Origin of the sequence: Agromyces indicus, from assembly GCF_031432295.1 — a bacterium.
GTDB classification, from domain to species: Bacteria; Actinomycetota; Actinomycetes; order Actinomycetales; family Microbacteriaceae; genus Agromyces; species Agromyces indicus.
Genome location: NZ_JAVKGS010000002.1, coordinates 705,477 through 730,399, shown reverse-complemented (window position 1 = coordinate 730,399; position 24,923 = coordinate 705,477). Strand labels below are relative to the sequence as shown.

General features: G+C 71.2%; 27 protein-coding genes. 11 read left to right on the top strand and 16 right to left on the bottom strand.

Annotation, left to right across the window (positions count from 1 at the left end; translation table 11 throughout):
- The coding region (locus tag RH861_RS09725) for an FGGY family carbohydrate kinase (RefSeq protein WP_310520827.1) at positions 1-172 on the bottom strand (172 nt) is incomplete at its 3' end.
- A gap of 116 nt (positions 173-288) precedes the next feature.
- Complete coding sequence (locus tag RH861_RS09720) at positions 289-1,014, bottom strand: MIP/aquaporin family protein (protein WP_374760970.1); 726 nt, start codon at positions 1,012-1,014, stop codon at positions 289-291.
- A 270-nt stretch (positions 1,015-1,284) separates the two neighbouring features.
- On the opposite strand from RH861_RS09720, the gene dhaK reads away from it, so the two are divergent.
- The 3 genes from dhaK to dhaM are packed head-to-tail and all read left to right on the top strand — an operon-like array spanning position 1,285 to position 3,659.
- On the top strand, positions 1,285-2,286 hold the full coding sequence (gene dhaK, locus RH861_RS09715; RefSeq protein WP_067946942.1) for a dihydroxyacetone kinase subunit DhaK: 1,002 nt from the start codon (positions 1,285-1,287) through the stop codon (positions 2,284-2,286).
- Between the two features lie 10 nt (positions 2,287-2,296).
- Positions 2,297-2,944 (top strand): dihydroxyacetone kinase subunit DhaL, encoded by a 648-nt coding sequence (dhaL, locus tag RH861_RS09710; protein WP_310520800.1) that lies wholly within the window; start codon positions 2,297-2,299, stop codon positions 2,942-2,944.
- Complete coding sequence (gene dhaM / locus RH861_RS09705; RefSeq protein ID WP_310520799.1) at positions 2,937-3,659, top strand: dihydroxyacetone kinase phosphoryl donor subunit DhaM; 723 nt, start codon at positions 2,937-2,939, stop codon at positions 3,657-3,659. Before dhaL ends, dhaM begins: the two co-directional genes overlap by 8 nt.
- Before the next feature lie 41 nt (positions 3,660-3,700).
- Here the strand turns inward: dhaM and RH861_RS09700 are convergent, their stop codons facing one another.
- Positions 3,701-4,711 carry a hypothetical protein gene (locus tag RH861_RS09700; protein ID WP_310520798.1) on the bottom strand — a complete coding sequence of 337 codons (1,011 nt, stop codon included), beginning with the start codon at positions 4,709-4,711 and terminating at the stop codon, positions 3,701-3,703.
- Complete coding sequence (locus tag RH861_RS09695; protein WP_310520797.1) at positions 4,708-5,352, bottom strand: MerR family transcriptional regulator; 645 nt, start codon at positions 5,350-5,352, stop codon at positions 4,708-4,710. Before RH861_RS09695 ends, RH861_RS09700 begins: the two co-directional genes overlap by 4 nt.
- Positions 5,353-5,438: 86 nt before the next feature.
- On the opposite strand from RH861_RS09695, the gene RH861_RS09690 reads away from it, so the two are divergent.
- On the top strand, positions 5,439-5,774 hold the full coding sequence (locus RH861_RS09690) for a hypothetical protein (RefSeq protein ID WP_067946936.1): 336 nt from the start codon (positions 5,439-5,441) through the stop codon (positions 5,772-5,774).
- A gap of 181 nt (positions 5,775-5,955) precedes the next feature.
- Here RH861_RS09690 and RH861_RS09685 read toward each other — a convergent pair whose 3' ends face one another.
- From RH861_RS09685 to RH861_RS09665, 5 genes are read right to left on the bottom strand one after another with little or no spacing between them, the layout of a single operon-like run.
- A complete protein-coding gene (locus RH861_RS09685; protein ID WP_248598826.1) occupies positions 5,956-6,393 on the bottom strand; it encodes an iron chaperone in 438 nt (145 codons plus the stop codon).
- Positions 6,394-6,441: 48 nt separating this feature from the next.
- Positions 6,442-8,826 (bottom strand): ATP-binding cassette domain-containing protein, encoded by a 2,385-nt coding sequence (locus RH861_RS09680; protein ID WP_310520796.1) that lies wholly within the window; start codon positions 8,824-8,826, stop codon positions 6,442-6,444.
- 2 nt (positions 8,827-8,828) lie between these two features.
- Complete coding sequence (locus tag RH861_RS09675) at positions 8,829-9,239, bottom strand: VOC family protein (protein ID WP_067946932.1); 411 nt, start codon at positions 9,237-9,239, stop codon at positions 8,829-8,831.
- Positions 9,240-9,249: 10 nt separating this feature from the next.
- Positions 9,250-9,693: a helix-turn-helix transcriptional regulator gene (locus RH861_RS09670; RefSeq protein ID WP_310520795.1), complete on the bottom strand. Its 444-nt coding sequence runs from the start codon at positions 9,691-9,693 to the stop codon at positions 9,250-9,252.
- 58 nt (positions 9,694-9,751) lie between these two features.
- Complete coding sequence (locus tag RH861_RS09665; RefSeq protein ID WP_310520794.1) at positions 9,752-11,359, bottom strand: RecQ family ATP-dependent DNA helicase; 1,608 nt, start codon at positions 11,357-11,359, stop codon at positions 9,752-9,754.
- A 113-nt stretch (positions 11,360-11,472) separates the two neighbouring features.
- Here RH861_RS09665 and RH861_RS09660 point away from each other — a divergent pair, with 113 nt between their 5' ends.
- From RH861_RS09660 to RH861_RS09650, 3 genes are read left to right on the top strand one after another with little or no spacing between them, the layout of a single operon-like run.
- Entirely contained in the window at positions 11,473-12,312 is an 840-nt protein-coding gene (locus RH861_RS09660; RefSeq protein ID WP_067946926.1) for a patatin-like phospholipase family protein, read from the top strand.
- A gap of 49 nt (positions 12,313-12,361) precedes the next feature.
- Complete coding sequence (locus RH861_RS09655; RefSeq protein WP_310520793.1) at positions 12,362-13,402, top strand: 1-acyl-sn-glycerol-3-phosphate acyltransferase; 1,041 nt, start codon at positions 12,362-12,364, stop codon at positions 13,400-13,402.
- A 43-nt stretch (positions 13,403-13,445) separates the two neighbouring features.
- Positions 13,446-14,054, top strand: coding sequence for an HdeD family acid-resistance protein (locus tag RH861_RS09650; protein WP_310520792.1), 609 nt, complete (start codon positions 13,446-13,448; stop codon positions 14,052-14,054).
- Positions 14,055-14,120: 66 nt separating this feature from the next.
- On the opposite strand, the gene RH861_RS09645 is transcribed toward RH861_RS09650, so the two are convergent.
- Positions 14,121-14,888 (bottom strand): SDR family oxidoreductase, encoded by a 768-nt coding sequence (locus RH861_RS09645; protein WP_310520791.1) that lies wholly within the window; start codon positions 14,886-14,888, stop codon positions 14,121-14,123.
- Between the two features lie 125 nt (positions 14,889-15,013).
- On the opposite strand from RH861_RS09645, the gene RH861_RS09640 reads away from it, so the two are divergent.
- The 4 genes from RH861_RS09640 (at position 15,014) to RH861_RS09625 (ending at position 17,628) form a co-directional block, all read left to right on the top strand.
- Positions 15,014-15,487 carry an NfeD family protein gene (locus tag RH861_RS09640; protein WP_310520790.1) on the top strand — a complete coding sequence of 158 codons (474 nt, stop codon included), beginning with the start codon at positions 15,014-15,016 and terminating at the stop codon, positions 15,485-15,487.
- A 14-nt stretch (positions 15,488-15,501) separates the two neighbouring features.
- Positions 15,502-16,413 carry an SPFH domain-containing protein gene (locus RH861_RS09635; RefSeq protein WP_369798131.1) on the top strand — a complete coding sequence of 304 codons (912 nt, stop codon included), beginning with the start codon at positions 15,502-15,504 and terminating at the stop codon, positions 16,411-16,413.
- 7 nt (positions 16,414-16,420) lie between these two features.
- Complete coding sequence (locus RH861_RS09630) at positions 16,421-17,176, top strand: glycerophosphodiester phosphodiesterase family protein (RefSeq protein ID WP_310520789.1); 756 nt, start codon at positions 16,421-16,423, stop codon at positions 17,174-17,176.
- 86 nt (positions 17,177-17,262) lie between these two features.
- Positions 17,263-17,628, top strand: a complete 366-nt coding sequence (locus RH861_RS09625; protein ID WP_310520788.1) for an RNA polymerase-binding protein RbpA — start codon at positions 17,263-17,265, stop codon at positions 17,626-17,628.
- On the opposite strand, the gene lnt is transcribed toward RH861_RS09625, so the two are convergent.
- From lnt to RH861_RS09595, 6 genes are all read right to left on the bottom strand, one after another.
- Positions 17,625-19,241, bottom strand: coding sequence for an apolipoprotein N-acyltransferase (lnt, locus tag RH861_RS09620; RefSeq protein WP_310520787.1), 1,617 nt, complete (start codon positions 19,239-19,241; stop codon positions 17,625-17,627). The genes RH861_RS09625 and lnt overlap by 4 nt on opposite strands.
- Positions 19,238-21,667 (bottom strand): DEAD/DEAH box helicase, encoded by a 2,430-nt coding sequence (locus tag RH861_RS09615; RefSeq protein WP_067946910.1) that lies wholly within the window; start codon positions 21,665-21,667, stop codon positions 19,238-19,240. Before RH861_RS09615 ends, lnt begins: the two co-directional genes overlap by 4 nt.
- Before the next feature lie 9 nt (positions 21,668-21,676).
- Positions 21,677-22,432, bottom strand: a complete 756-nt coding sequence (gene tatC, locus RH861_RS09610; RefSeq protein WP_067946997.1) for a twin-arginine translocase subunit TatC — start codon at positions 22,430-22,432, stop codon at positions 21,677-21,679.
- Between the two features lie 48 nt (positions 22,433-22,480).
- Positions 22,481-22,780 carry a twin-arginine translocase TatA/TatE family subunit gene (gene tatA / locus RH861_RS09605; RefSeq protein WP_067946908.1) on the bottom strand — a complete coding sequence of 100 codons (300 nt, stop codon included), beginning with the start codon at positions 22,778-22,780 and terminating at the stop codon, positions 22,481-22,483.
- A 64-nt stretch (positions 22,781-22,844) separates the two neighbouring features.
- Complete coding sequence (locus RH861_RS09600; protein ID WP_310520785.1) at positions 22,845-23,861, bottom strand: helix-turn-helix transcriptional regulator; 1,017 nt, start codon at positions 23,859-23,861, stop codon at positions 22,845-22,847.
- Positions 23,858-24,877, bottom strand: coding sequence for a helix-turn-helix transcriptional regulator (locus RH861_RS09595; protein ID WP_310520784.1), 1,020 nt, complete (start codon positions 24,875-24,877; stop codon positions 23,858-23,860). Before RH861_RS09595 ends, RH861_RS09600 begins: the two co-directional genes overlap by 4 nt.
- Positions 24,878-24,923 lie beyond the last annotated feature (46 nt).

Sequence of the window (24,923 nt, the reverse complement as noted above, 5' to 3'; positions counted from 1 at the left end):
CCTCGCGGGTGTTCCGCCAGATCTCCATCGGGTCGTGCTCGACCCAGCCGGCCTTGGGGAAGATCTGCTCGTGCTCGAGCTGGCCCGTGGCCACGATCGAACCCTTCTTGTCGAAGATGATCGCGCGCGAGCTGGTGGTGCCCTGGTCGATCGCCAGGATGTAGTCGGCCATGTCGGATTCGTACCTCTCTGTACCGTTGCGGAGTCGTTCGGCGAAGCGGATGTCGCGCCGGTTCGGCGGACGGGGAAGCGCCGAGGGGCCGGTCGCCGACCGACCCCTCGACGAACTCAGAACTCGATCGGGAGCAGCGGGATCGCCGCCCAGCCGGCCAGGACGCCGCCGATGATCGGGCCCACGATCGGCACCCACGAGTAGGCCCAGTCCGAGCCGCCCTTGCCCCTGATCGGGAGGATCGCGTGGGCGATGCGCGGGCCGAGGTCGCGAGCCGGGTTGATCGCGTACCCGGTCGGGCCACCGAGCGAGGCGCCGATGCCGACGACCAGCAGCGCCACGGGCAGGGCGCCGAGGGCCGCCAGGCCCGAGGCGTCGCCGTTGCGGCCGAAGCCGATCACGACGAACACGAGCACGAACGTGCCGATGATCTCGGTCACGAGATTCCAGCCGTACGAGCGGATCGCCGGACCGGTCGAGAACACGCCGAGCTTGGCGGCGGGCTCCGGCTCGTCGTCGAAGTGCTGCTTGTACGCCAGCCAGCAGAACACGGCGCCGAGGATCGCGCCGACGAGCTGGCCGGCGATGTAGGTGAGTACGCTGATCGGCCCGACCTCGACCGTGGTGCCGACCGCAGCGTTGCCGAACTCCGTCACGCCGTTCGCGACGAGGCCGAGCGTCACCGCCGGGTTGATGTGCGCACCCGAGGCGAACGCGACGATCACACCAGCGAAGACCGCGAAGCCCCAGCCGAAGTTCACCAGCAGGAAGCCGCCGCCGAAGCCCTTCGTCTTCGCCAGGGCGACGTTGGCGACCACACCGCAACCGAGGAGCACGAGCATGGCCGTGCCGACCAGTTCGGCGAGGAACAACACACCGAGATTGTCCACGTTGACCTTCCATCCTTTCGCCGTGCCCCGATGGGCCGCGCCCAGGGGCGGATCTGCGCCCACCCTACCCGCGCGCCGGACAAGCGGGGAAGGGCTTCCGCCTTTTCCGCCGAAGCCCTTTCACGCGCGGTGTCGGCAGGGGTAGCTTGACGGGGGAGTGCTGCGTCGGCGCCGACGGGCGAGGGGCCCCGGCGTGCGCAGCCGAGGGGAAAGGGACGCTTCGTGAAGAAGATCATCAACGACCCGAAGCGCGTCGTCGACGAGTCCGTCGCCGGATTCGCGCTCGCGCACGCCGACCTGGTCACGGTCGCGACCGACCCGATCCACGTGGTGCGCGCCGACGCACCCGTGCAGGGCAAGGTCGGCATCGTCTCAGGCGGAGGCAGCGGCCACGAGCCGCTCCACGCGGGATACGTCGGCCACGGCATGCTCGACGCCGCGGTGCCGGGCGCGGTCTTCACCTCGCCGACGCCCGACCCGATCCTCAACGCGACCAAGGCGGTCGACGGCGGCAAGGGCGTCCTCCACATCGTGAAGAACTACACGGGCGACGTCCTGAACTTCGAGACGGCCGCCGACCTCGCGGCCGCCGACGGCATCGAGGTCCGCGCCGTGGTGACCAACGACGACGTCGCGGTGAAGGACTCGCTCTACACCGCCGGTCGGCGCGGCGTCGCCGGCACCGTGCTCGTCGAGAAGATCGCCGGCGCGGCCGCGGAGCGCGGCGACTCGCTCGACCAGGTCGCCGAGATCGCCGAGCGCGTGAACGCGAACGCCCGCTCGATGGGCATGGCGCTCACGCCCTGCACGGTTCCGCACGCGGGCGAGCCCAGCTTCACCCTCGCCGAGGACGAGGTGGAGATCGGCATCGGCATCCACGGCGAGCCGGGACGCGAGCGCATCAAGATCGAGCCGGCCGACTCGCTCGTCGACCGCCTCATCACGCCCGTGATCGAGGACCTGCCCTTCTCCTCGGGCGACCGGGTCCTCCTCTTCGTCAACGGCATGGGCGGGACGCCGCAGGTCGAGCTCTACCTCGCGTACCGCCGCGCGGCCGAGGTGCTCGAGGAACGCGGCATCCGCATCGAGCGCTCGCTGGTCGGCAACTACATCACCTCACTGGAGATGCAGGGGTTCTCGATCACGCTGCTCAAGCTCGACGACGAGATGATCGAACTCTGGGACGCGCCCGTGCACACCGCCGCACTGCGGTGGGGCCGCTAGGAGGCGCGGGGTGGGACTCGACATCACCTGGGCGGTCGACTGGGTCCGACGCAGCGCCGAATCCATGTCGGAGCACCGAGTGGAGCTCATCAACCTCGACCGCGAGATCGGCGACGGCGACCACGGCGAGAACATGGACCGAGGGTTCCAGGCCGTGCTGCCGAAGCTCGACGACCTCCCTGCCGGCTCGACGCCGTCCGACGTCCTGAAGCTCCTGGCGACGACGCTGATCTCCACGGTGGGCGGCGCCGCGGGCCCGCTCTACGGCACCGCCTATCTCAAGGCGTCGGGCGCGGTCGGCGGCGAGGTCTCGCTCGATGCGGAGGCGGTCGTGCGGATGCTCGAGGCGGCGCGCGACGGCATCGTGCTCCGGGGCAAGGCCGAGCTCGGTGACAAGACCATGGTCGACGCCTGGTCGCCCGCGGTCGAGGCGGCGCGCGGTGCCGCCGAATCGGGCGCGACCGCCGCGACGACCCTGCAGGCGGCAGCGGATGCCGCAGCGGAGGGCGCCGTCGCGACGGAACCCCTCGTGGCACGCAAGGGCCGGGCCAGCTACCTCGGCGAACGTTCGGCGGGACACCGGGATCCCGGTGCGCAGTCGACGGCCTATCTCCTCGCCGCCGGCGCGGCGGCGGCCTCGAACGGGACCAGTGCCTGAGCCGGCGGCCGACCGCGTGGGAGTGGTCTTCGTCTCGCACTCGGAGCGCCTCGCCGAGGGACTCGTCGAGCTCGCGCGCCAGATGGCGCCCACGGTGCGGCTCGAGGCGGCGGGCGGTACCGACGACGGACGGATCGGCACGAGCTTCGACAAGGTGACGGCGGCCATCTCGGCCGCGGACGCCGGCGCCGGCGCCGTGGTGCTCTGCGACCTCGGCTCGGCCATCATGACCGCCGAGACGGCACTGGAGTTCCTCGACGACGACCAGCGGGCGCGGGTCCGGATCGCCTCCGCGCCGCTCGTCGAGGGTGGCGTCGCGGCATCCGTCGCCGCCGAGTCGGGCGACGCGCTCGATGCGGTGGTCCGAGCCGCCGAGTCCGCCGGCGGCCCGGGGGAGACCGGCACCGAAGCCGGTGCGACCGCGGGGGAGGAGCCCGCTGCTGACGAGGGCGAGGCGACCCGCATCAGCCGGCGGGTGACGCTGACCAACGCCGACGGGCTCCACGCCCGTCCCGCGGCGGAGCTCGTCAAGCTCGCGAGCTCGTTCCCGCAGCGCGTGACCGTCAACGGCATCGACGCGAAGAGCCTGCTCTCGATCATGGGTCTCGGCCTGACCAAGGGCGCCGAGGTCGAGATCGCCTCGGACGACCCGGAGGGCGCCGCAGCGGTGGAGGCGATCGTCGCCCTCGCCGAGTCGGGCTTCGGCGAGCACTGAGACGGATGCCGCGACCGGCCCGGTCGCGGCATCCGCTCGTGTCACTCGTCGACGGCGTGGCTCAGGCGTCGGCGACGGATGCCGCGCAGGACCACCAGGGTCGCCGCGACGGCGGCGCCGGACCACAGGATGGCCGTCGTGCCCGCGATCGCGGCGCTCGGCGCGACGATCGACTCGCCCATGAGGGCCTGCACCGTGACGGTCGCCGTGGTCGCCGCCGCGAGGGCCGTGGCGATGGCGACGAGGCCGAACCGCACGCGAACGTCGGCGAGCACCGCGACACGCCTCGCCGCCCACTCGAGCGCCATCACGAAGAGCACCAGCGCCTGCAGCGCATGCATGCCGACGAAGTGCGGGATGCGGAGGTCGCCGGCCACCGTGCTCCACCCGAGCACCGGGATACCGGGCCCGCCGTCGGCGACGCCCACCGAGTGCGCACCGGCGATGCCGCGGAAGTCGGCGACCTGGGCTGCCGTCGGGCTCGTCATGAGGAACGCGAGGGCCATGCCGGCGAGGGCCAGGATCGACCCGGCGCGGATGGCGAGGCTGCGTGCCGGATCGCCGAGCGGTGCGCGGAACAGGGCGAACGCGACGACCAACGTGGCGATCCAGACGACCACGATGGAGCCCGCCATCACCGACCAGAGCACGGACGCAAGCGGCGTCGACACGTTGAAGTGACTGGTGGTGCCCGCGACGACGGCGCCGACGATGACGACCATCTCGATGACGAGCGCGACCGTGCTCACGGTTCCCGCCCACCAGGACACGCGTCGCAACCGGCCACGGGTCAGGGTGATGAGCCAGGCGAGCGTGACCGCGTAGATGGCGATGGACAGGGCGAACTTCAGGGGCTTCGCCCAGATGGGCTGGCCGAGCAGCGTCCGTTCGTCGACCAGGAGCCCGACGACGCTCGCGACGGCGAGCGCGACCATGGCGGCGGTCAGGACGAGCAGCGGGCGATGCCAGGTCCGGGCGCCCGTCGCGCCGCCGGGTGCCGGCCGGTCCGGCGTGGGGGTCGGGGCTTCCGTGGAGATGGTCTGGATGGTCATGGCGTGCTCCTCGCGCGTCGGATCTCGTCGGCACGCTCGGGCTCGTACCTGGTGGTGGAGACGTGCTCCTGGGCCGCACGGCGGAGCGCCGCGAACAGCGCGTCGCCGAGCGCCGTGCCCACGACGACGGTCTCGGCCTTCTCGTCGCGCGTGACACGCCGCTCGACCGTGTCGAGGTCGGCCTCCGCGACGATGAGCGCGGCCTCGACGTAGCGCCGTGACCAGTCGTCGGCGTTCCGCTGGCCGACCGCGTCGAATGCTTCGAGCACGGCGGCCGCGGCGATGCGTCCGGGGTTCTCGGGGTGGATCGCGAAGCCGTCGAGCAGGGCGTCGACCCGCTCGAGCGCCGCGGCGTCGACCGCCCGATCGTCGACGCGAACGGATGCCGCGCGCTGGGCCACGCCGAAGACGTGGGGGAGCGGCAGGTCGGAGTCGATCGCGGCGATCACCTCGCGCGCGGTGGCGACGTCGAGCCCGCCGGGTCCGAGCAGCGCTCGGATGAGACGGATGCGACGGACGTGCTCGTCGTCGTACTGGGCCTGGTTGGGGCTCGTACGCCGGCCGGGCGGCAGGAGCCCTTCGCGCAGGTAGTACTTGACCGTGGGGACGGGGGTCTCGGTGATCCGGCTGAGTTCCGACATCCGCATACGGATACTGTAACTATCGATAGTTCTACTGTCTATAGTGGAACTCGCCGCGACGGCGATTGCGGGAGTACCATCACGGCATGGCACGCGACGAAGCGGGCCCAGACACTCGCAACGCCTTCACGAGGTTCTTCGACCGGGTGGACCGGATCATGAGCCCGGCGTTCGAGTCGCCCAAGGTGGCCCAGGAAGAGCCCGCGGACAGCGGTCCGTCGGGGGAGAAGCCGTGTCCGATCTGCGGACACCCGATGTTCGAGCACTACATCGACGAGTCCACGTCGAACGTGCTGCTCGAATGCCCGACCGACGAACGCCTGCCCGAGCCGGCGGCCAGCGGTCCACTCAACGAATTCGGCATGCCGGCGAGCGACGAGCGCCTGGCGAGGATGCGACGGCGCGCGGAGAAGCGCGGATAGCACTGCATCGTGCACCCGCTCCATCGTGAAGCGGCTTCAGCGGTTCCGGCCGTGGTCGCGATGGGGCGGGGAGGCCGTGCCGTGTGATCGGACATAATGTGCATTATCGGCGACTCAGACTTCGCCGTGATCGGGCGGCATGGCGTCGCAACGCCCTGCCGTCGTCGGGGCGCGTCCGACTTCAGCGGACGGCCTTCTTCACGAGTTCGACGATCGTCTGCTCGGCGCGCGGCGTGAGTTCCGTCAACGCGAACGTCGTCGGCCACATCTCGCCGTCATCGAGGTTCGCGATGTCGTTGAACCCGAAGGTCGCGTATCGCGAGTCGAACTTGCCGGCCGCCTGGAAGAAGCAGAGCACCTTGCCGTCCTTCGCGTAGGCCGGCATGCCGTACCACGTCTTCGGTGCGAGCTCGGGCGCCGCCTCGGTGATGAGCGCGTGCAGCCGCTCGGCGATCGCTCGGTCGGCGTCGCCCATCTCGGAGATCTTCTCGAGCAGGTCCGCCGTGCCGTCCTTCTTCTTCCCGCGGACCTCTCGCGCGCGCTCCTTCATCGCGGCGCGCTCCTCGGCGGTGAAGCCCTCGACCTCCTCGTCGCGGGCGGCCTTCTTCGTCGCAGCCATGGCGGCTCCTTTCGGTTCGTGGTTCGGATCAGGGCGTGGGAACGCCGGTCAGGCGCCGACGTAGTCGGCCAGGTGCTGGCCGGTCAGGGTCGAACGGGCGGCGACGAGGTCGGCCGGCGTGCCCTCGAAGACGACCCGACCGCCGTCATGTCCGGCGCCGGGCCCGAGGTCGATGATCCAGTCGGCATGGGCCATGACCGCCTGGTGGTGCTCGATGACGATCACCGACCGACCGGAGTCGACGAGTCGATCGAGGAGCCCGAGCAGCTGCTCCACATCGGCGAGGTGCAGTCCCGTGGTGGGCTCGTCGAGCACGTACACCTGGCCCTGCTCCCCCATGTGCGACGCGAGCTTGAGGCGCTGCCGCTCGCCGCCCGAGAGCGTCGTGAGCGGTTGGCCCACGGCGACGTAGCCGAGACCCACGTCCACCAGCCGCTGCAGGATCGCGTGCGCGGCCGGGAGGCGCGCCTCGCCGGCCCCGAAGAACGCCTCGGCCTCGGCGACGGGCATCTCGAGCACCTGGCTGATGTCGCGTCCGCCGAGCCGGTAGTCGAGGACCGACGCGTCGAAGCGGCGTCCCTCGCAGACCTCGCACGTGCTCGCCACGCTCGCCATGGGACCGAGGTCGGTGTACACCACGCCGGCGCCGTTGCAGTTCGGGCACGCGCCCTCGGAGTTCGCGCTGAACAGCGCCGGCTTCACGCCGTTCGCCTTCGCGAACGCCTTGCGGATCGGCTCGAGCAGGCCGGTGTAGGTCGCGGGGTTGCTCCTGCGCGAGCCCCGGATCGCACCCTGGTCGATCGAGACCACGCCCTCGCGGCCGGCGACGGAACCGTGGATGAGCGAACTCTTGCCCGAACCGGCCACGCCCGTGACCACCGTCAATACGCCCAGCGGGATGTCGACGTCCACGTCACGCAGGTTGTTCTCGTTCGCACCGCGGACCTCGAGCGCGCCGGTGGCGGTCCGCGTGGAGGTCTTCAGCCGCGCCCGGTCGTCGAGGTGGCGACCGGTGAGGGTGCCACTCCCCCGCAGCCCGTCCACGGTGCCCTCGAAGACGACCTCGCCGCCGGCCGATCCGGCGCCCGGCCCGAGGTCGACGACGTGGTCGGCGATGGCGATCGCCTCCGGCTTGTGCTCGACGACGAGCACCGTGTTCCCCTTGTCGCGCAGTTGCACGAGCAGGCGGTTCATGCGCTGGATGTCGTGCGGGTGCAGGCCCACCGTGGGCTCGTCGAAGACGTACGTGACATCCGTCAACGACGAGCCGAGGTGCCGGATCATCTTCGTGCGCTGCGCCTCACCACCGGAGAGCGTGCCCGACGGGCGCTCCAGCGCGAGGTAGCCCAGGCCGATCTCGACGAACGAGTCGAGGATCTGGCCCAGGCTCGCCAGCAACGGGGCCACGGACGGCTCGTCGATGCCGCGGACCCACTCGGCGAGGTCGCTGATCTGCATGGCGCACGCGTCGGCGATGCTCAGGCCGCGGATCTTCGAGGATCGGGCGCCTTCGTTCAGGCGCGTTCCGCCGCATTCCGGGCACGGCGTGAAGGTGACGGCGCGCTCGACGAACGCGCGGATGTGCGGCTGCATCGCATCGCGATCCTTCGACAGGAAGGACTTCTGGATCTTCGGGATCAGTCCCTCGTAGGTCATGTTCATCGACTGCAGGCGGACCTTGGTCGGCTCCTTGTGGAGGAAATCGTGGAGCTCGGTCTCGGTGTAGTCGCGGATCGGCTTGCCGGGGTCGAGGAAGCCGGACTCGCTGAAGATCCGCACCATCCAGCCGTCGACGTTGTAGCCCGGCACGGTCAGGGCACCTGCGGCAAGGGATTTCCGGTCGTCGTACAGCTGCGTCACGTCGATGTCGGACACCGTGCCCATCCCCTCGCAGCGCGGGCACATGCCGCCGAGCTGGCTGAACTCGGCGGTCACCGACTTCCCGTCGCCGCGGTCGACGCTGATGGAGCCGCTCCCCCGCACCGTCGGGATGTTGAACGAGAACGCCTGCGGCGACCCGAGGTGCGGGCGTCCGAGCCGGCTGAACAGGATCCGCAGCATCGCGTTCGCATCGGTGACGGTGCCGACGGTGGAGCGGGCGTTCGCCCCCATTCGCTCCTGGTCGACGAGGATCGCCGTGGTGAGACCGTCGAGCACGTCGACGTCGGGGCGCGCCAGGCTGGGCATGAACCCCTGCACGAACGCGCTGTACGTCTCGTTGATCATGCGCTGCGACTCGGCCGCGATGGTGTCGAAGACCAGCGAGCTCTTGCCCGACCCGGACACGCCCGTGAAGACCGTGAGCCGGCGCTTCGGGATCTCGACGTCGACGTCCTTCAGGTTGTTCTCCCGCGCCCCCCTGACGCGGATCAGGTCGTGCCGGTCGGCAGGGTGCATGGCGGATGCCGCGCGGTCGGTCGACGCCGTGGTCATGTTCAGCTGGGCTCCTGGATGCGGACCATGTTGCCGGCGGGGTCGCGGAACGCGCAGTCGCGCACCCCGTACGGCTGGTCGATGGGTTCCTGCGCGACCTCGGCGCCGCTGGCCTGGACCTGCTCGAACACGCCGTCGACGTCGGTCGTCGCCAGGACGATGCTCGCGTAGGTGCCCTTGGCCATCATCTCGGCGATCGTCCGGCGCTCGTCCTCGGTCACTCCGGGGTCGGCGGCCGGCGGGTGCAGCACGACCGACGTGCCCGGCTGCCCGGCGGGCCCGACGGTGATCCACCGCATGCCGTCGTAGCCGACGTCGTTGCGCACTTCGAAGCCGAGGACGTCGCGATAGAACGCCAGTGAGGCGTCCGGGTCGCTGTGCGGGAGGAAGGTGTACTGAATCGTGATGTCCATGCGGGCCACGCTACTTCCGTGCCGCTCGCGCGGCTTCTCGATTCCTGACCGGTCTCACGACGCGCTTGGCGACCACGCTCGGTACGCCCTCCAGCGGATGCTGGGCGGTGCGCCGGTAGGTGCTCGGCGGCACCCCGACGAGCTCCGTGAAGCGCGTGCTGAACGTGCCCAGCGACGAGCACCCGACGGCGAAGCAGACGTCGGTCACGCTGAGGTCGCCGCGCTGCAGGAGCGCCATCGCGCGCTCGATCCGCCGGGTCATGAGGTAGGAGTACGGCGACTCGCCGTACGCGCGCCGGAATTCCCGGCTCAGGTGCCCGGCCGACATCCCCACCGATCGCGCCAGGGCGTCGACGTCGAGCGGCTGCGCGTAGTCGCGGTCCATCCGGTCGCGCACGCGCCGGAGTCGTGCGAGGTCTCGCAGGCGCTGCTCCTCGGTCGGACTGGTGGTCACGAGCGCGATGCTGCCACCTCGCCCCTGACCGTGTCCAGCAGCATGCTTGGATCCCCGATCAGGACGCGGTCAGCAGGTCCCCCTCGCGCACGGCCTCGAGCGAGAGCACGCGGTAGCCCTCCTCCTCGAAGAACACGGTGAGGCGGTCCGACTCGACGCTCATGACACGGCCGTCGCCCCACTCCCGGTGCCGGACGGACTGGTCGAGCCGGTACTCCCCGGCGACCTCCGGCTCGGCCTCCTCGAAGGCGGACCCGCGATCGCAGGTGTCGCAGTTCCCGCACGGTTCCGGCACCTCGGCGCCGAAGTACTCGACGACGAACGCCCGCCGGCACCGGCTGGTCTCCGCGTAGCGGCGGACCATCGCGCGCCGCGATTCGTCCACGCGCCGGCGGCGATCGACGGCCTCGTCGACGACGTCGACCGCGTGGCCCGGGTCGACGGGTCCGCGCAGGGTGAAGCCCTGATCGTCCGAGGTCGCGGCATCCGCTTCGACGAGGAGGTTCAGGATCATCGTGACCGACCGGGTGGGCAGGTCCAGCTCGTCCGCGAGCGTCCTCGCCGTGCGCCGGCCGTCGGCCGCGGCCAGGGCCGCCGCCACCGCGCGGACGCGCTCGGCCTTCGGTCGACCCGAGGCGAAGAAGGCCCGCAGGCCCAGGTCCTCGGCGCGGTAGTGCAGGGTCGCCGACGCCGGCCGGCCGTCACGACCGCTCCGGCCGACCTCCTGGACGTAGGCGTCGAGCGACTCGGTGATGTCGCCGTGGACGACGAACCGGACGTCGGGCTTGTCGACGCCCATGCCGAACGCGCTCGTCGCCACGACGACGTCCAGCTCGCCGGCGAGGAAGGCCTCGTGCACGTCCCGCCTCGCGCGCGCCCCGAGGCCGCCGTGGTACGCCGCCGCCCGGAGCCCCGACTGCCGCAGCTCCTCGGCGAACCGCTCGGTGTCCGCCCGCGTGGCCACGTACACGAGCCCGGGCTTCGCCGCGTCGAGGGTGGTCTCGACGACCGCGCGTCGCTTCGCGTCCGCATCCTCGTGTCGCACGACGGAGAGATGGATGTTCGGCCGATCGAACCCGCCGACCAGCACCCGGGGAGCACGCAGGCCCAGGCGCTCGACGATCTCATCGCGGACCGGCGCCGAGCCCGTCGCGGTCAGGGCGACCACGGGGGGCCGCCCCAGCGCGTCGATCGCGGCACCGAGCCGGAGGTAGTCCGGCCGGAAGTCGTGGCCCCAGGAGGACACGCAATGGGCCTCGTCCACCACGACGAGCCCGACGTCGAGCGCGGCGAGCTCGTCGACGACCTCCTGCCGGGCGAGCTGCTCCGGCGCGAGGAAGACGAACTCGGCGTCGCCGGCCGCGACGGATTCCCAGGCGCGCGCGTTCGCCCCGTCGCTGTGCGCCGAGTTCACGGCGACCGCGGTGCCTTCGCCGCCGGCGCGATCGAGGTGCCGCACCTGGTCGGCCTGCAACGCGATGAGCGGGGAGATCACCACGGTGGGCCCGTCGAGCAGGTGGGCGGCGACCTGGTAGACCGCCGACTTGCCGTAGCCGGTCGGCATCACGACCAGCACGTCGCGGCCGCCGACGAGCTCCTCGATCGCCTCCTCCTGCCCCGGCTTCAGCGTCGTCCAGCCGAACCGCTCCTCGGCGATCCGACGCATCCTGTCCCTCGTCCGGCCCACGCGACCCCTTCCTCACGAGCGTTCCAGTCTGGTCGAGGCGGCGAGTCCGCGCCGGGGGCTTGCGCCGACGGGCCGAGTGCGAGAATGCTGCCATGACCGCGAAGGTGGCGTTCGTGCTCGGCGGTGGCGGCGTCCTGGGCGCCGTGCAGGTGGGCATGCTCCGCGCGGTGCTCGAGCGCGGCATCCGGCCCGACCTCGTCGTGGGGACGTCGATCGGCGCGATCAACGGCGCGATCGTCGCCGCCGACCCCGACCGGTGCATCGACCGACTGGACCACGCCTGGACGTCGAGGGACGCCCGGGTCCTCACGACCGGGCTCGGGGTGCGGCCCGGCCGCGCGCACGTGATGTCGCGCGGGCCGCTCGTGCGGCTCCTCGAGGGTGCTCTCCCCCGCGTCCGCACGTTCGCCGACCTCGAGGTCGAATTCCGGTGCTGCGCAGCGAGCATCGAGCGGGCGGCCGAGCACTGGTTCGCCGAAGGGCCGCTCGTGCCCGCGGTCCTCGCCTCGGCGGCGCTGCCCGGCGTGTTCCCGGCCGTGCGCATCGGCGACGAGCACTTCGTCGACGGCGGCATCGTGAACTCGATCCCGATCAGCGAAGCCGCGGCCGCGGGAGCCACCGACATCTACGTGATGCAGGTGGGGCGGATCGAGCACCCGCTCTCGGCGCCCCGGAACCAGTTCGACAACGCCCGCGTCGCCTTCGAGATCTCGCGCCGCCATCGGTTCGCGCGCGACCGGGCCGCGCTGCCGCCCACGACGCGCCTGCACCTGCTTCCCACGGGCACCGCGAGCGAGCGCGACAACCGCATCGCCCGCAACCTCTCCCCCGTCGCCGTTCGCCGACGGATGGAGCGGGCCCATCAGGCGGCGTCCGATCACCTCGACACGGAGGCCGCGGCGCCCCACGCGAGCCGCCGGTCGTCGTCCTGACATGCGCGTCCCGCCGAGATGGGTCCGGCGTCTCGTCCTGGCGCCGGCGGTGGTCGTCGCCGCGATCGCGGTCACGGCGCTGCTCCCCCTCTGGCTCGTGGTCGCCGTCGCCGTCTCGTTGCTCCTCGAGACCAGGTTGCGGACGCCCCGGCTGCTGTGGATGGGCAACCTCTACCTGCTGTGGGATGCCGCGGCCCTGATCGGGCTGTTCGCACTCTGGGTCGCGTCCGGGTTCGGGCTTCGCATCCACTCACCCACCTTCCGGAGAGCGCACTATCGTTTCGTGGCTCGAATGCTCGAGTTCCTGTTCTGGAACGGACGATGGGTCCTCCGCCTGGACATCGACGTGCGCGTGCCGGCAGGATTCCACGACGACGACGGGCCGAGGGTCATCGCCAGCCGCCACGCCGGCCCGGGCGACTCGTTCATCCTCGTGCACGCGGTGTTCGACTGGTTCGAGCGATCGCCGCGGATCGTCCTAAAGGACACGATGCAGTGGGATCCGGCCATCGACGTGGTCCTCAACCGCCTGCCGAACCGGTTCCTGGCGCCGGAGCCGGCCCCGGATGCGCACCGCCCCGTCGACCACCTCCTCCTCGACCGGATCCGCGACCTCGCCACCGACATGGGGCCGCGCGACGCGCTCGTCATCTTCCCGGAGGGCGGGAACTTCACCGAACGGCGGCGCACCCGCGCGATCGAGCGGCTGCGCGCCGCGGGGCTCCACGCAGCCGCAGACCGGGCTGCGCGCCTGCAGAACGTCATGGCCCCGCGACCCGGCGGCTTCTTCGCCGCGCTGGACGCCGCGCCCGATGCCGACGTCTACTTCGTGGCCCACACCGGACTCGAACGGATCCGGACCATCACGGACGTCTGGCGCGAGCTCCCGACCGACAAGACCATCGTCATGCGGTTCTGGCGAGTGCCGCGGAACGAGATCCCGACCGCCCGCGAGGAACGGTTCGACTGGCTCCTCCAGGAGTGGGAGGACATCGACGACTGGATCGGCCAGCACCGGCGACAGGACCGCGACACGCCGGGGAGCACGCGGTTTCCTCCGCGCTCCGAAGGACCCGCGGGCATACGCTGAGCGCGAGCACGCAACCCCGCGCGTGCCGGAAGGAGTCGTCGTCATGTCGTCCCCGCAGTCCAGCAGCGGCTTCGCCGCATTCGCGTTCGATTCCGCCGACCTGACGAGATCGGCCGTCAGCACCATCCGCGTCGCCCTCGGCATCACCGGCGTCCTCGCGTTGATCGCCGGGATCTTCATCACGTTCTGGCCGAAGAACTCCGCGATCGTGCTCACGGTCCTGATCGGGATCTACTTCCTCATCGCCGGCCTCGCCTACGTCGGACTCGGCATCTTCTCGAAGGGACTCTCCGGCGGCGCGAGGGCGCTCGACATCATCCTCGGCGTGCTCTTCGTGATCGGCGGCATCCTCATGCTCACGAGCCCCAGCGAGAGCGCCGTGGTGCTGGGGATCTTCCTCGGCGTGCTCGTCGGCATCCTCTGGATCGTCGAAGGTGCGGTCGCCCTCGCCCAGGCCGGCAACTCGGCGTCCAAGGGCTGGTCGATCTTCTTCGGCCTGCTCAGCGTCATCGCCGGCATCGTGCTGCTCTTCTCGCCGCTGTGGGGCGCCGTCATCCTCTTCTGGGTGACCGGCATCTCGCTGATCATCCTCGGCATCATGCAGATCGTGCGGGCGTTCACGTTCGGTCGCGATCTCCAGTTGTCCGCCTGAGTCGGGGGGCTGCAGGGCGGACTGCGGGGCCGGTCGTCTCGGATTCGACCGGCCCCGCCTCTCCTGCTAGCGCTCGGGCGAGAAGCCGGAGACGTCGCCGACGTAGCGCGTGTGGTCGTCCGGGACCGGGTCGACGGCGGCGGCCGCGACCTCGGCGGCGAACTCCGCGACGTTGTACAGCTTGCCCGCGTCCTCCTTGCGCGCGGCGATGGCACCCGGGTTCGCGCGCTCGAGCAGCGTCGCGGTGATGGTGCCCTCGATCATGTCGCCGGAGACGACGACGAACTCGACGCCCTTCGCGTCGAGCTCCGGCAGCTTCGCCCGGAGTGCGTCCTCACCGGCTCGCTTCGAGAGTGCGACCGGCTCGTACTCCGGCATCGTCGGCGTCGTACGGATGAAGTGCGCCTGGTGGCTGGTGACGAACACGATCCGCGAGTGCTCGGCGAGGTGCGGCAGCGCGTTCTCGACGACATTGACCTGCGCGTCGCGGTTCAGGCGCATCGCGTAGTCCTCACCCATGCCGGACTCCATGCCGCCCGAGGCATTGAGCACGAGGAGGTTGATCGGCCCGAACTCGTCGACGGCGCGCTCGAACATCGCCCGGACCGACGCGGCATCCGTCAGGTCGGCGCCGACCGCGATCGCCCGACCGCCCGCGGCGGTGATCTCGCCGACGATCTTCTCGGCTCGCGGCGCCTTGCTGCGGTAGTTGATCACGACGGCGGCGCCCGCTTCGGCGAGATACCGTGCGGTGTCGGCGCCGATGCCGCGGGACGAGCCCGTGACGACGGCGACGCGACCGTCGAGCGATCCGGGGGCGAGCGGGTTGGTCACGTTGGGCTCCTCGATGCGGTGCGGGGATGGCTGGGCGCCACGCGGAGGCGCCGCCCCCGAGACTACCAACTCCCCCACCGGCGTCCCGCGCGCTGATAGGTTCGAGGTAGCCCGAAGGAGTCGAAGTGGATGTGCTGACGCAGTACGCGTGGATCGCCTGGCTGGTGCTGATCCTCGTGTTCGCGACCATCGAGGTGTTCACCCTCGAGATGACGTTCCTCATGCTCGCGCTCGGCAGCGTCGCGGGTCTGCTCTCCGGCCTCACCGGCATCCCCTGGTGGGCGCAGTTCATCGTGGCCGCCGTCGTCGCGGTCGCACTGCTGCTGACGCTGCGACCATCGCTGCTGCGGCTGCTGCGCCGCGGTGCGGATCCGGCGCGCAGCAACGTCGATGCGCTGATCGGCGCCGAGGGCAGCGTGGTGCGCACGGTCACCGCCGCCGGCGGCCAGGTCAAGCTGCACAACGGCGACGTCTGGACGGCGCGGCTCTCGCCCATCACCGAGCAGGCGGACGTCGCCGCGGGCGAGCGCGTGCTCGTCACCGGCATCGACGGCGCGACGGCGGTCGTCGTGCCCATTGAGAGGAGCGCCCCGGCGTGAACGACATCGGCCCCATCATCACCCTGGTCGTCGTCGCGGCGATCGCGATCTTCGCGATCGTGGTCATCGCGCGATCCATCCGGATCGTCCCGCAGGCGTACTCGGGCGTCGTCGAACGGCTCGGCCGGTACCACAAGACCCTCTCCCCCGGCCTGAACCTCCTCGTGCCCTTCATCGACCGGCTGCTGCCGCTCGTCGACATGCGCGAGCAGGTCGTCTCGTTCCCGCCGCAGCCGGTGATCACCGAGGACAACCTCGTCGTGTCGATCGACACGGTCGTCTACTTCCAGGTCACCGACGCCCGCGCGGCGACCTACGAGATCAACAACTACCTCGGCGCGGTCGAGCAGCTCACCACGACAACCCTCCGCAACGTGGTCGGCGGCCTGAACCTCGAAGAGGCGCTCACGAGCCGCGACAACATCAATGGCCAGCTCCGCATCGTGCTCGACGAGGCGACCGGCAAGTGGGGCATCCGCGTCTCCCGCGTCGAGCTCAAGGCGATCGATCCGCCCCTGTCCATCCAGGACTCGATGGAGAAGCAGATGCGCGCGGAGCGCGACCGCCGCGCCGCGATCCTCACCGCCGAGGGTACGAAGCAGTCCGCCATCCTCGAGGCCGAGGGTGCACGGCAGGCCTCGATCCTCAAGGCCGAGGGCGACGCCAAGGCCGCCGTACTCCGTGCACAGGGTGAGGCCGAGGCGATCCTCACGGTCTTCGACGCCATCCACAAGGGCGACCCCGACCCCAAGCTGCTCGGCTACCAGTACCTGCAGATGCTCCCTCAGCTCGCCGAGGGCGCGTCGAACAAGCTCTGGATCATCCCGAGCGAGCTCACCGAGGCCCTGAAGGGGATCGGCGGCGCGTTCACGCCGAAGGACGGCGCGACCGGCGCACCGGGCACCCGCACGGACCTGCCCGGCTGATCCTCCCGTGGGCTCGCCCTGGTTCGAACCGGCGGCGCCCCGCGTGCTCGCGCACCGCGGGCTGGCGCTCGACGCACCCGAGAACACGCTGCTCGCCTTCGAGCACGCCGTGCGCGCGGGTGCCGGTTACCTCGAGACCGACGTGCACCTCAGTGCCGACGGCGAGGCCGTGATCGCCCACGACCCCGAGCTCGGGCGCGTCGCACCCGGTCGGACCGAGCGGGTCGCCGACCTCACTGCGGACGCGCTGCGCCGGGTGGACCTCGGACACGGCCAGGGGTTCCCGACCCTCATCGAAGCACTGCACGCGTTCCCCGAGGCGCGATTCAACATCGACGTGAAGACGGATCCGGCGGTCGCCGCGACGTTGGAGGCCATCCGGGCTGCCGACGCCCGGGACCGGGTGCTGCTCACGGCGTTCTCCGACGCGCGGCGCCGCCGGCTCGCGGCGATGCTTCCGGGGGTCGTGACCTCGGCGGGGCGCGCGTCCGTGCTGCGGGCGCGGGCGGCATCCGTCATCGGGAACCCGGCCGTGCTGCGTCGGGCCGTGGCAGGTGCTGAGGTGCTCCAGATCCCCGAGCGCGTGGGGCGGGTCCCGCTGCTGACGCCCCGCCTGCTCGAACGTGCCCACGCGGCCGGCCTCGAAGTGCACGTGTGGACGGTCAACGCCGAGGCAGACATGCGACGGCTGCTGCGCCTCGGCGTCGACGGCATCGTCACCGACCGGGCCGACCTCGCGCTGCGGGTCGTCTCGGCAAGCTGAGAGTTCCCCGGCAAAACCCCAGCCCCCGGGAAGAATACGCCCAGCTTGATCGTCTATACCTGATTGACGATCGAGAGGAGTACGCCATGGCGGACCGGAGCCTTCGGGGCATGCGAATCGGCGCCCAGAGCCTGCAGAGCGAGGACGGCGTCGTGTTCGCCGACCGTGCCGACTACACGTACCAATGCGAGGCGTGCGGGCGCGACACGGTCATGACCTTCTCGACGGAGGCCGAGATCCCCGAGATGTGGGAATGCCGCCACTGCGGCAGCTCCGCGGTCCTCCTCGTGGACTCGAAGCCGGTCGAGATCGACCGGTCGGGCGAGAAGGTCGCCCGTACCCACTGGGACATGCTGCTCGAGCGCCGCACGCGCGCCGAGCTCGAGGAACTCCTTCAGGAGCGCCTCAACTACCTGCGGGCCCGACGCGGCCAGCAGAAGATCGGCGCCTAGACCGCCGATTCCCCGCCGTCGCCCCGCCCGGATCCCGTCCGGCGCGGGGCGTTCTGCGTCCGCCCACGCACCCCGACCGCGATGAGACCGCCGATCGCGGCGATCACCGTGAGCGTCGGGACGAATCCGCCCAACACGACCGCCGGCGTGAGTCCCCCGCGCAACTCGACGTCGGTGACCATGGCCCCGGCCTCGTACGCCGGGAGCTCGTCGACGGTGCGACCGGTGGGGTCGATGACCTGGCTGGTGCCGACCGTGGAGATGTTCACCACCGAGCGGCCGGTCTCGATCGCACGCAGCCGCGCGATCGCGAGCTGCTGCTGGTTCTCGTCGGTGCCGCGGAAGTCGGCGTTGTTGGTCTGCAGGAGGTAGACCTCCGCGCCGTCGCGCGCGCCCTCCCAGATGAGGCCGTCGTAGATGACGTCGAAGCAGATCGCGAGCCCGGCGACCGCGCCGCCCACGTCGAAGACGGGTGGTTCCGTGCCCGGCGAGTAGCCGCGCTGGATGAGGCCCGTGAGCTCGGGCACGAGGGCGTCGTAGAACCAGCGGTCGGGGATGTACTCGCCGAAGGGCACCGGGTTCCGCTTCGAGAACCGGTCGACCGCGCCGGCGCCGGACTCCCAGAGCAGCGAGGTGTTGTAGAACCGCTCCTCGTCGTCGACCGTGACCGTGTTCAGCACGACCGGCGCGCCGAGGCGTTCGCTCAGGTCGTCGAAGGTGCGTGCGGCCTCGGCGCTGCGGGTCGGGTCGACGTCCGAGCCGCCCTCGGGCCAGAGCAGCACGTCGATCCCGGGCTCGTCGAGGACCGGCTCGGTCGCGTCGAGCTGCGCTGCGAGGATGTCGCCGGGTTCGCGCTCGTCGAAGTAGCCCGACGGCCCGTTGCCCTGCACGCTCGCCACGCGGAGCTCCCCCGTCGGTGTCGTCGGCCAGGCGGGCATCGCCACGGCGACCACGAGGAGCGCGACGACCGGGACCGCGCTGCGAACGTCGCGCCACCCGCGCAACCGCACCCACTCGATGACACCGGCGGCGAGGGCGACCATGACGAGGCCCAGCCCGCTCGAGCCGACCCACGACACGACCTGCGCGAACGGGCTCTCGGACTGGCTGAGGGCCGCGCGCCCCCATGGGAATCCGCCGTAGGGGATGCTGCCCGTCGCAGTCTCGCGCACGATCCACAATCCGGCGACGAGGAGCGGCAGCAGCACGAGGCGAGCCCAGCGGGACGACGTCGCGCGCGGCAGCCACCGGTACGCCAGGGCGATGAGGACGGCTCCGCCGGCCACGAACAACGACTGGAGGATCGAGAGGGCGAGCCACGGCACGGGCCCGAGGTACAACGAGGTCCACGACACGTGCGTGAGGTAGAAGCCGAGCCCGAAGACGAGCCCGATGTGGAAGGCCGCCCAGGAGGAACGCCCGATCAGGGAGACGAGGGCCATGCCGATGCCGACGAACGCCAGCGGCCAGACGCTCGCTCCGGGGAACCCCAGGTCGTACACGACGCCGCCGAGCGCCGACACGAGCAGCGCGGCCCACAGCGGCATGACGGGCCGGGTGCGGTCAGCGGATGCCTCGGCTGCGGCATCCGTTCGCATCGGAGCGGTGCTCATGCGGCGGCACCGTACGCGACCACGCCGCGCCGGACGGCGTCGATCGCGGCGCGCGCGGTGGCGCCCAGCTCGGCGTCGGCCACGATCGAGATCTGGTCGAGGAGGTCGATGACCTGCTTGGACAGGCGCACGAAGTCGCCCGCGGCGAGCTCGGTCTCCGACAGGACGCTGCCGAGCGCCGCGCCGCGGGCCCAGGCGTGCATGGCCGCCGAGAGCGCCGGCGACGGCTGCTCGGTCCCCGGCAGGCGGTGGTCGCGCTCGACGTCGTCGAGTTCGCTCCACGCATCGGTCGTGCGATCGAACGCCGCGCGGAACGGTCCCTTCGGGAGGCGGAACTGCAGGCCGCGCTCGTCCCGACGCGGCTCGTACACGAGCGCGGCCGCCATCGCGGCGATGCCCGCGACGTCGAGGCCGGCCCACAGGTCGCGCCGGAGGGATTCGGCCACGAGCAGGTCGCGTTCGCCGTAGATGCGCTTCAGGGTGCGACCCGCCGCCGTGGAGACGAGCCCGCCCTGCCCGTCCGACTCGAGGTAGCCGAGCTGCACGAGCACCTCGGCGACCCGGTCGAACCGCTTGGCGACCTGGCCGGTCCGGGTCCGGATCTGGCGGCTGAGGTCGTCGTGGTCGCGCTTCAGGCGCCACCACCGCTCGGCCCAGCGGGCGTGCTGCTCGCGCTCGGCGCAACCGTGGCACGGGTGCGCCCGGAGGCGCTTGCGCTCGGAGGCCAGCTCCCGCTGCATCCGCTCGCGTTGGGCGTGGGTCGGGTTGCCCTTCGCCTGCTGCCGCTCGAGGTCGGCGATGCGCCGACGGATCCCCGCGTACTCGCCGAAGTCGCCCAGGTGGCACTGCATCGCGCGCTCGAAGCCGGCCATCGACTCCTCCTGCTTGCGCAGGGTCCGGGCGAGGTCGACGACCGCGCGGTCGGCCTGGAACTGCGCGAACGACAGCTCGAGCACCTGGCGGGTCCGCTCGCGGCCGAACTGGTCGACGAGGTTCACGGCCATGTTGTAGGTCGGCGAGAAGCTGGAGTTCAGCGGATAGCTGCGCCGGGACGCCAGCGAAGCCACCGCCTCGGGATCGAGCCCGTCGACCCACTGGATCACGGAATGGCCCTCGACGTCGATGCCACGCCGCCCCGCTCGACCGGTGAGCTGGGTGTACTCCCCCGGCGTGATGGGCACGCGCGCCTCGCCGTTGAACTTCTCGAGCTTCTCGAGCACGACCGAGCGAGCGGGCATGTTGACGCCGAGCGCCAGGGTCTCGGTGGCGAACACGACCTTCAGGAGCTTGCGCTGGAAGAGGTCCTCGACGATCTCCTTGAAGGTCGGCAGCATGCCCGCGTGGTGCGCCGCCACGCCTCGCTGCAGTCCCTCGAGCCACTCCCAGTAGCCGAGCACGGCCAGGTCGTCGTCGCGCAGCATCCGGGCGCGCTCCTCGACGATGGATCGGATCTCGTCGCGTTCGGCCGTGTCGGTGAGGCGGATGCCGCTGCGGAGCACCTGGCGGACCGCCTGGTCGCATCCGGCGCGCGAGAAGATGAACACGATCGCGGGCAGCAGGTGCTTGGAGTGCAGCAGGGCGACCACGTCCGGCCGGTCGATGCGCGAGGCACCATGCCCGCCCTGGTGGAACCGGCCGCGGTCGCTTCCGCGCCGCCCGCGTTCCGAACGGCCCCGGATCGACCGCCCGCCCGCGCGGGCGAGGCGCTGCAGCTCGGGATTCACCCGATGGGTGGCCGCCTGCCCCGATGAGTCGAAGAGGTCCACGAGCTTCCCGCCCGCGAGCACGTGCTGCTCGAGGGGCACCGGCCGCTGCTCGGAGACGATCACGTCCGTGTCGCCGCGCACGGCCTGGAGCCAGTCGCCGAATTCCTCGGCGTTGGACACCGTGGCACTCAGGGAGACCAGGCGCACCACCTCCGGGAGGTGGATGATGACCTCCTCCCACACCGCGCCGCGGAATCGGTCGGCGAGGTAGTGCACCTCGTCCATGACGACGTACGCGAGCCGGTCGAGCAGCGGCGAGTCGGCGTAGAGCATGTTGCGGAGGACCTCGGTGGTCATCACCACGATGCGAGCGCCGGAGTTGATGTTCGTGTCGCCGGTGAGCAGGCCGACGTTGCGGGCCCCCCAGGTGTCGACGAACTCCTGGTACTTCTGGTTCGAGAGCGCCTTGATCGGCGTCGTGTAGAACACCTTCTCGTCGCCCGACTCCATCGCGAGGTAGACCGCGTACTCCGCGACCACCGTCTTGCCCGCGCCGGTGGGTGCGGCGACCAGCACGCTCCGCCCTTCGTCGAGGGCGCCGCACGCGGCGCGCTGGAACGGGTCGAGGTCGAAGGACAGGTTCGCCGCGAACTCCTGCAGTCTCGGCTGGCGCCGTTGCTGCCGGGACAATGCGTAGCGTTCCGCCGGCGAGAGGCTCATCCCCCCAGCCTAGACAGGACTGCCGAACTCGAGCTGATTGCGCTTGGCGACGCGCTTGTCGTGCAGGTGCGCGATGCCCCACGCCGCGAAGTAGAGCCCGATCATCGGGATCGCGAGCATGAACATCGAGACGACGTCGGCCGACGGGGTGGCGATCGCGGTGAACAGCGTGATGACGAGGATGGCGACCCGCCAGCTCTTGATGATCGACGCCGCGCTGAGCACCCCGGCGAGGTTCAGCAGCACGATGAACACCGGCACGACGAACGCGATGCCGATCGCCAGGACCAGCTTCAGCACGAAGTCGTAGTACTCCTTCGCGAGGAGCAGCGACTCGCTGCCCTCCGGGACGAACCCGGTCATGAGCTTCACGATGTTCGGCAGCACGAACCACCCGGCGGCGCACCCGGCGAGGAAGAGCGGGATGGCGGAGGCCAGGAAGATGTAGGTGAAGCGGCGTTCGCGAGCGTTCAGCCCGGGGACCAGGAACGCGAAGATCTGGTACAGCCAGACCGGGCTCGAGATGACGATGCCCACCGTGAACGCGACCTGCAGCCGCAGGTCGAACGCGCTCGAGATGGTCGGGAAGATGATGCCCGACCCGTCGCCGCCGTGCGCCTCGGCGACGGCCTGGACCGGCGCCTGCAGGGCGTTCCACACGAACAGGTCGGTGAGGATCCACCCGGCGACCGCACCGACGACGATGGCGATCGCCGACGTGAAGAGGCGCTTGCGCAACTCGAGGAGGTGCGCGCCGAGCGACATCCGCTTCTCGCGGTTCGCGGTGCCGCGATCCTTCACGGCCGACACGGGCTAGGCGTTCGGGCCGGCGTCCGTGCGCTTCGCCGGATCACCGGTCGTCGACGACGCGGGCGGCGTGGTGGTCGATGCGTTCGACGCGGTCGACGTGCCCGTGACGGGCGCGTCGGTGGTCGTCGTGCCGTCGGACGCGTCGGTGCGCTCGTCGGAGTCCGACCGGACCTCGTTCTTCAGGATCTTCATCGACTGGCCCAGGCTCCGCGCGAGGGCGGGAAGCTTCGGCGCACCGAACAGCAGCAGGATCACCAGCAGGATGATCAGCGCGTGCCAACCGGTGAAGGCGTTTCCAAACATAGGTGCTCGTCCAATTCTGGCGGGATGGTCCGCTCAGTCTAACCGGTCGCCGGCGGCGTTCGCCTCACCCGTCGGCCGGCGTCGACGACGCACCGGGGTCGCCATCCGGGTAGCCGGCCAGGCCCGCCTCGGCCCACTCCGCGACCACCGCACGCGCCTCCTCCGGGGCGACGACGGTCACCAGTCCGGGCAGGCCCGCGACCAGGCGCTTGAGCCCGTGCACGTGGGCGAGGCGGAGGGTCACGCGGAGCCGCCCGCCGACCTCGGTCGTGGTCGAGTCGGCGAGGTAGTCCGCTAAAAGCGGCAGCGTCGCCGGGGCCACGTCGACGACGACCTCGAGATCGGTGTCGGACGCCTGGAAGAGCGTCTCGGGGATCGCCCGGTCGGAGTGGTCGGCGATCGGCTCGTCGGCGACCTCGAGCCCGCTCATCCGGTCGATGCGGAAGTTCCGGACCTCCTCGCGGAGGTGGTCGAATGCCTGCAGGTACCAGTCGGCGCCGAGCGAGGCGATGCGCAGGGGATCCACGCGCCGGCGTCGGCGCTCCCCTCGCGCGTTGAGGTAGTCGAACTCGAGCTGACGACCGGATGCCACGGCCCGCCGAACCACGGCGAGCGACGCATCGGCGGCCTCCTCGGCGACGGCGAGCCGGCTGGGAGCGGCGGATGCGCCCGCGCGGAGCTTCTCGGTGAGCGCGGCGAGCGAGGCGCTCCCTGCGTTCTCGGGCGACGCCGAGAGGTACTGGAGTCCGGCGATGAGCGCCGCCGCCTCGCGCGCCGACAGCCGGGGGGCGTCGTCGATCGCCACGTGGTGGACGATCACGATGACGTCGTCCTCCTCGAAGGAGTCCCAGTCGATGTCGAACAGGTCGTTCGGCTGGTAGGTCCCGGTCGCGCCCGGCAGGCCCGACGTGGCGATCAGCCGGACCGCGTCGCGGATCTCCTCCTCGCCCACCCCGAAGTGCGCGGTGGCCTCGGAGACGTCGACCACGCGCTGTTCGAGCAGGTACGGGACGAGGGCGAGCAGGAACACGAGCTTGTCGGGCCCGCGCATCCCGGCGGGCCGACGCGGCGACGCGCTCATCGATCGGCTCCCGGACGGTGGGCGGCCGCGACCGCGGCGAGCCGCTCGCGGACGGCGTCGCGCAGCGTCGAGGGCGAGAGCACACGGACCTCCGGGCCGTACGAGGCCAGTTCGTCGGCGAAGACGGCGGCATCCGTGTAGTGCAGCCGGATGACGCCCGCGTCGTCGTCGGCCTCCACCGCCCGCTTGCCGAGGCGCACCTCGGCGTCGGAGCCCGCGGTCACCGCGAGGTCGGCGATGTTGGCCTGCCGCAGCGCCCGCAGGTCGGCGAGCGCGCGGTCCTGCACGTCGGCGGGCGGCGGATCGAAGGGCCTGCCGGCCAGCGACTGCACGTCGCCGACGATGCGCGAGAGGAGGAACGTGCGCGGGGCGCCCGCCTCGACGTCACGGCCGTGCAGGTGCCAGCGACCCTCGTGGAGCACGACCGCGTGCGGTTCGACGGTGCGCAGCCTCGGCTCGCGCTCCCCCGGCTTGAGGTAGCGGAACCGGACGCGCTGCCGCTTGTCGAGCGCCTGCCGGATCGGCTCGAACGCGGCATCCCGCACCCGGAGCCGCGGCGCGTAGCCGATCACGGGCTCACGCGGCTCGATGCCGAGCGACCGGAGCTTCGTGAGCGCACGCTGCGAGTCGGAGGACAGCGAGGCCTCGCGCCAGACCTCGGCGGCGAGGCCGAGCAGGGCGAGCTCGTCGGGCGTGAACCGCACGTCGACCGGGAGGTCGTAGTCGCCCTTCGGGATCCGGTAGCGCAGCGCCTGGTTGTCGCCGGGTCGGTCGGGCGACTCGATCGTCTCGAGCGGGATGCCGAGGTCGCGGATCTCGTCCTTGTCGCGCTCGAACTGGCGCTCGAGGTTGGCGTTGCCGCCGCGATCGTCGTAGCGCTCGGCGTAGCCGCGCACCGTCGAGAGGATCTCGGACTTCAGCAGCCCGGTCTCGGTCGCGAGCAGCGCGAGGACGAGGCTGAAGAGCCGGTCCTCGACCGGGATCCTCGGCTCCCCCGAGCGCTTGGATGACGCCACGTCAGCGATCATACTGACCGGCGTGCGACGGGCGGACGACGCGCCC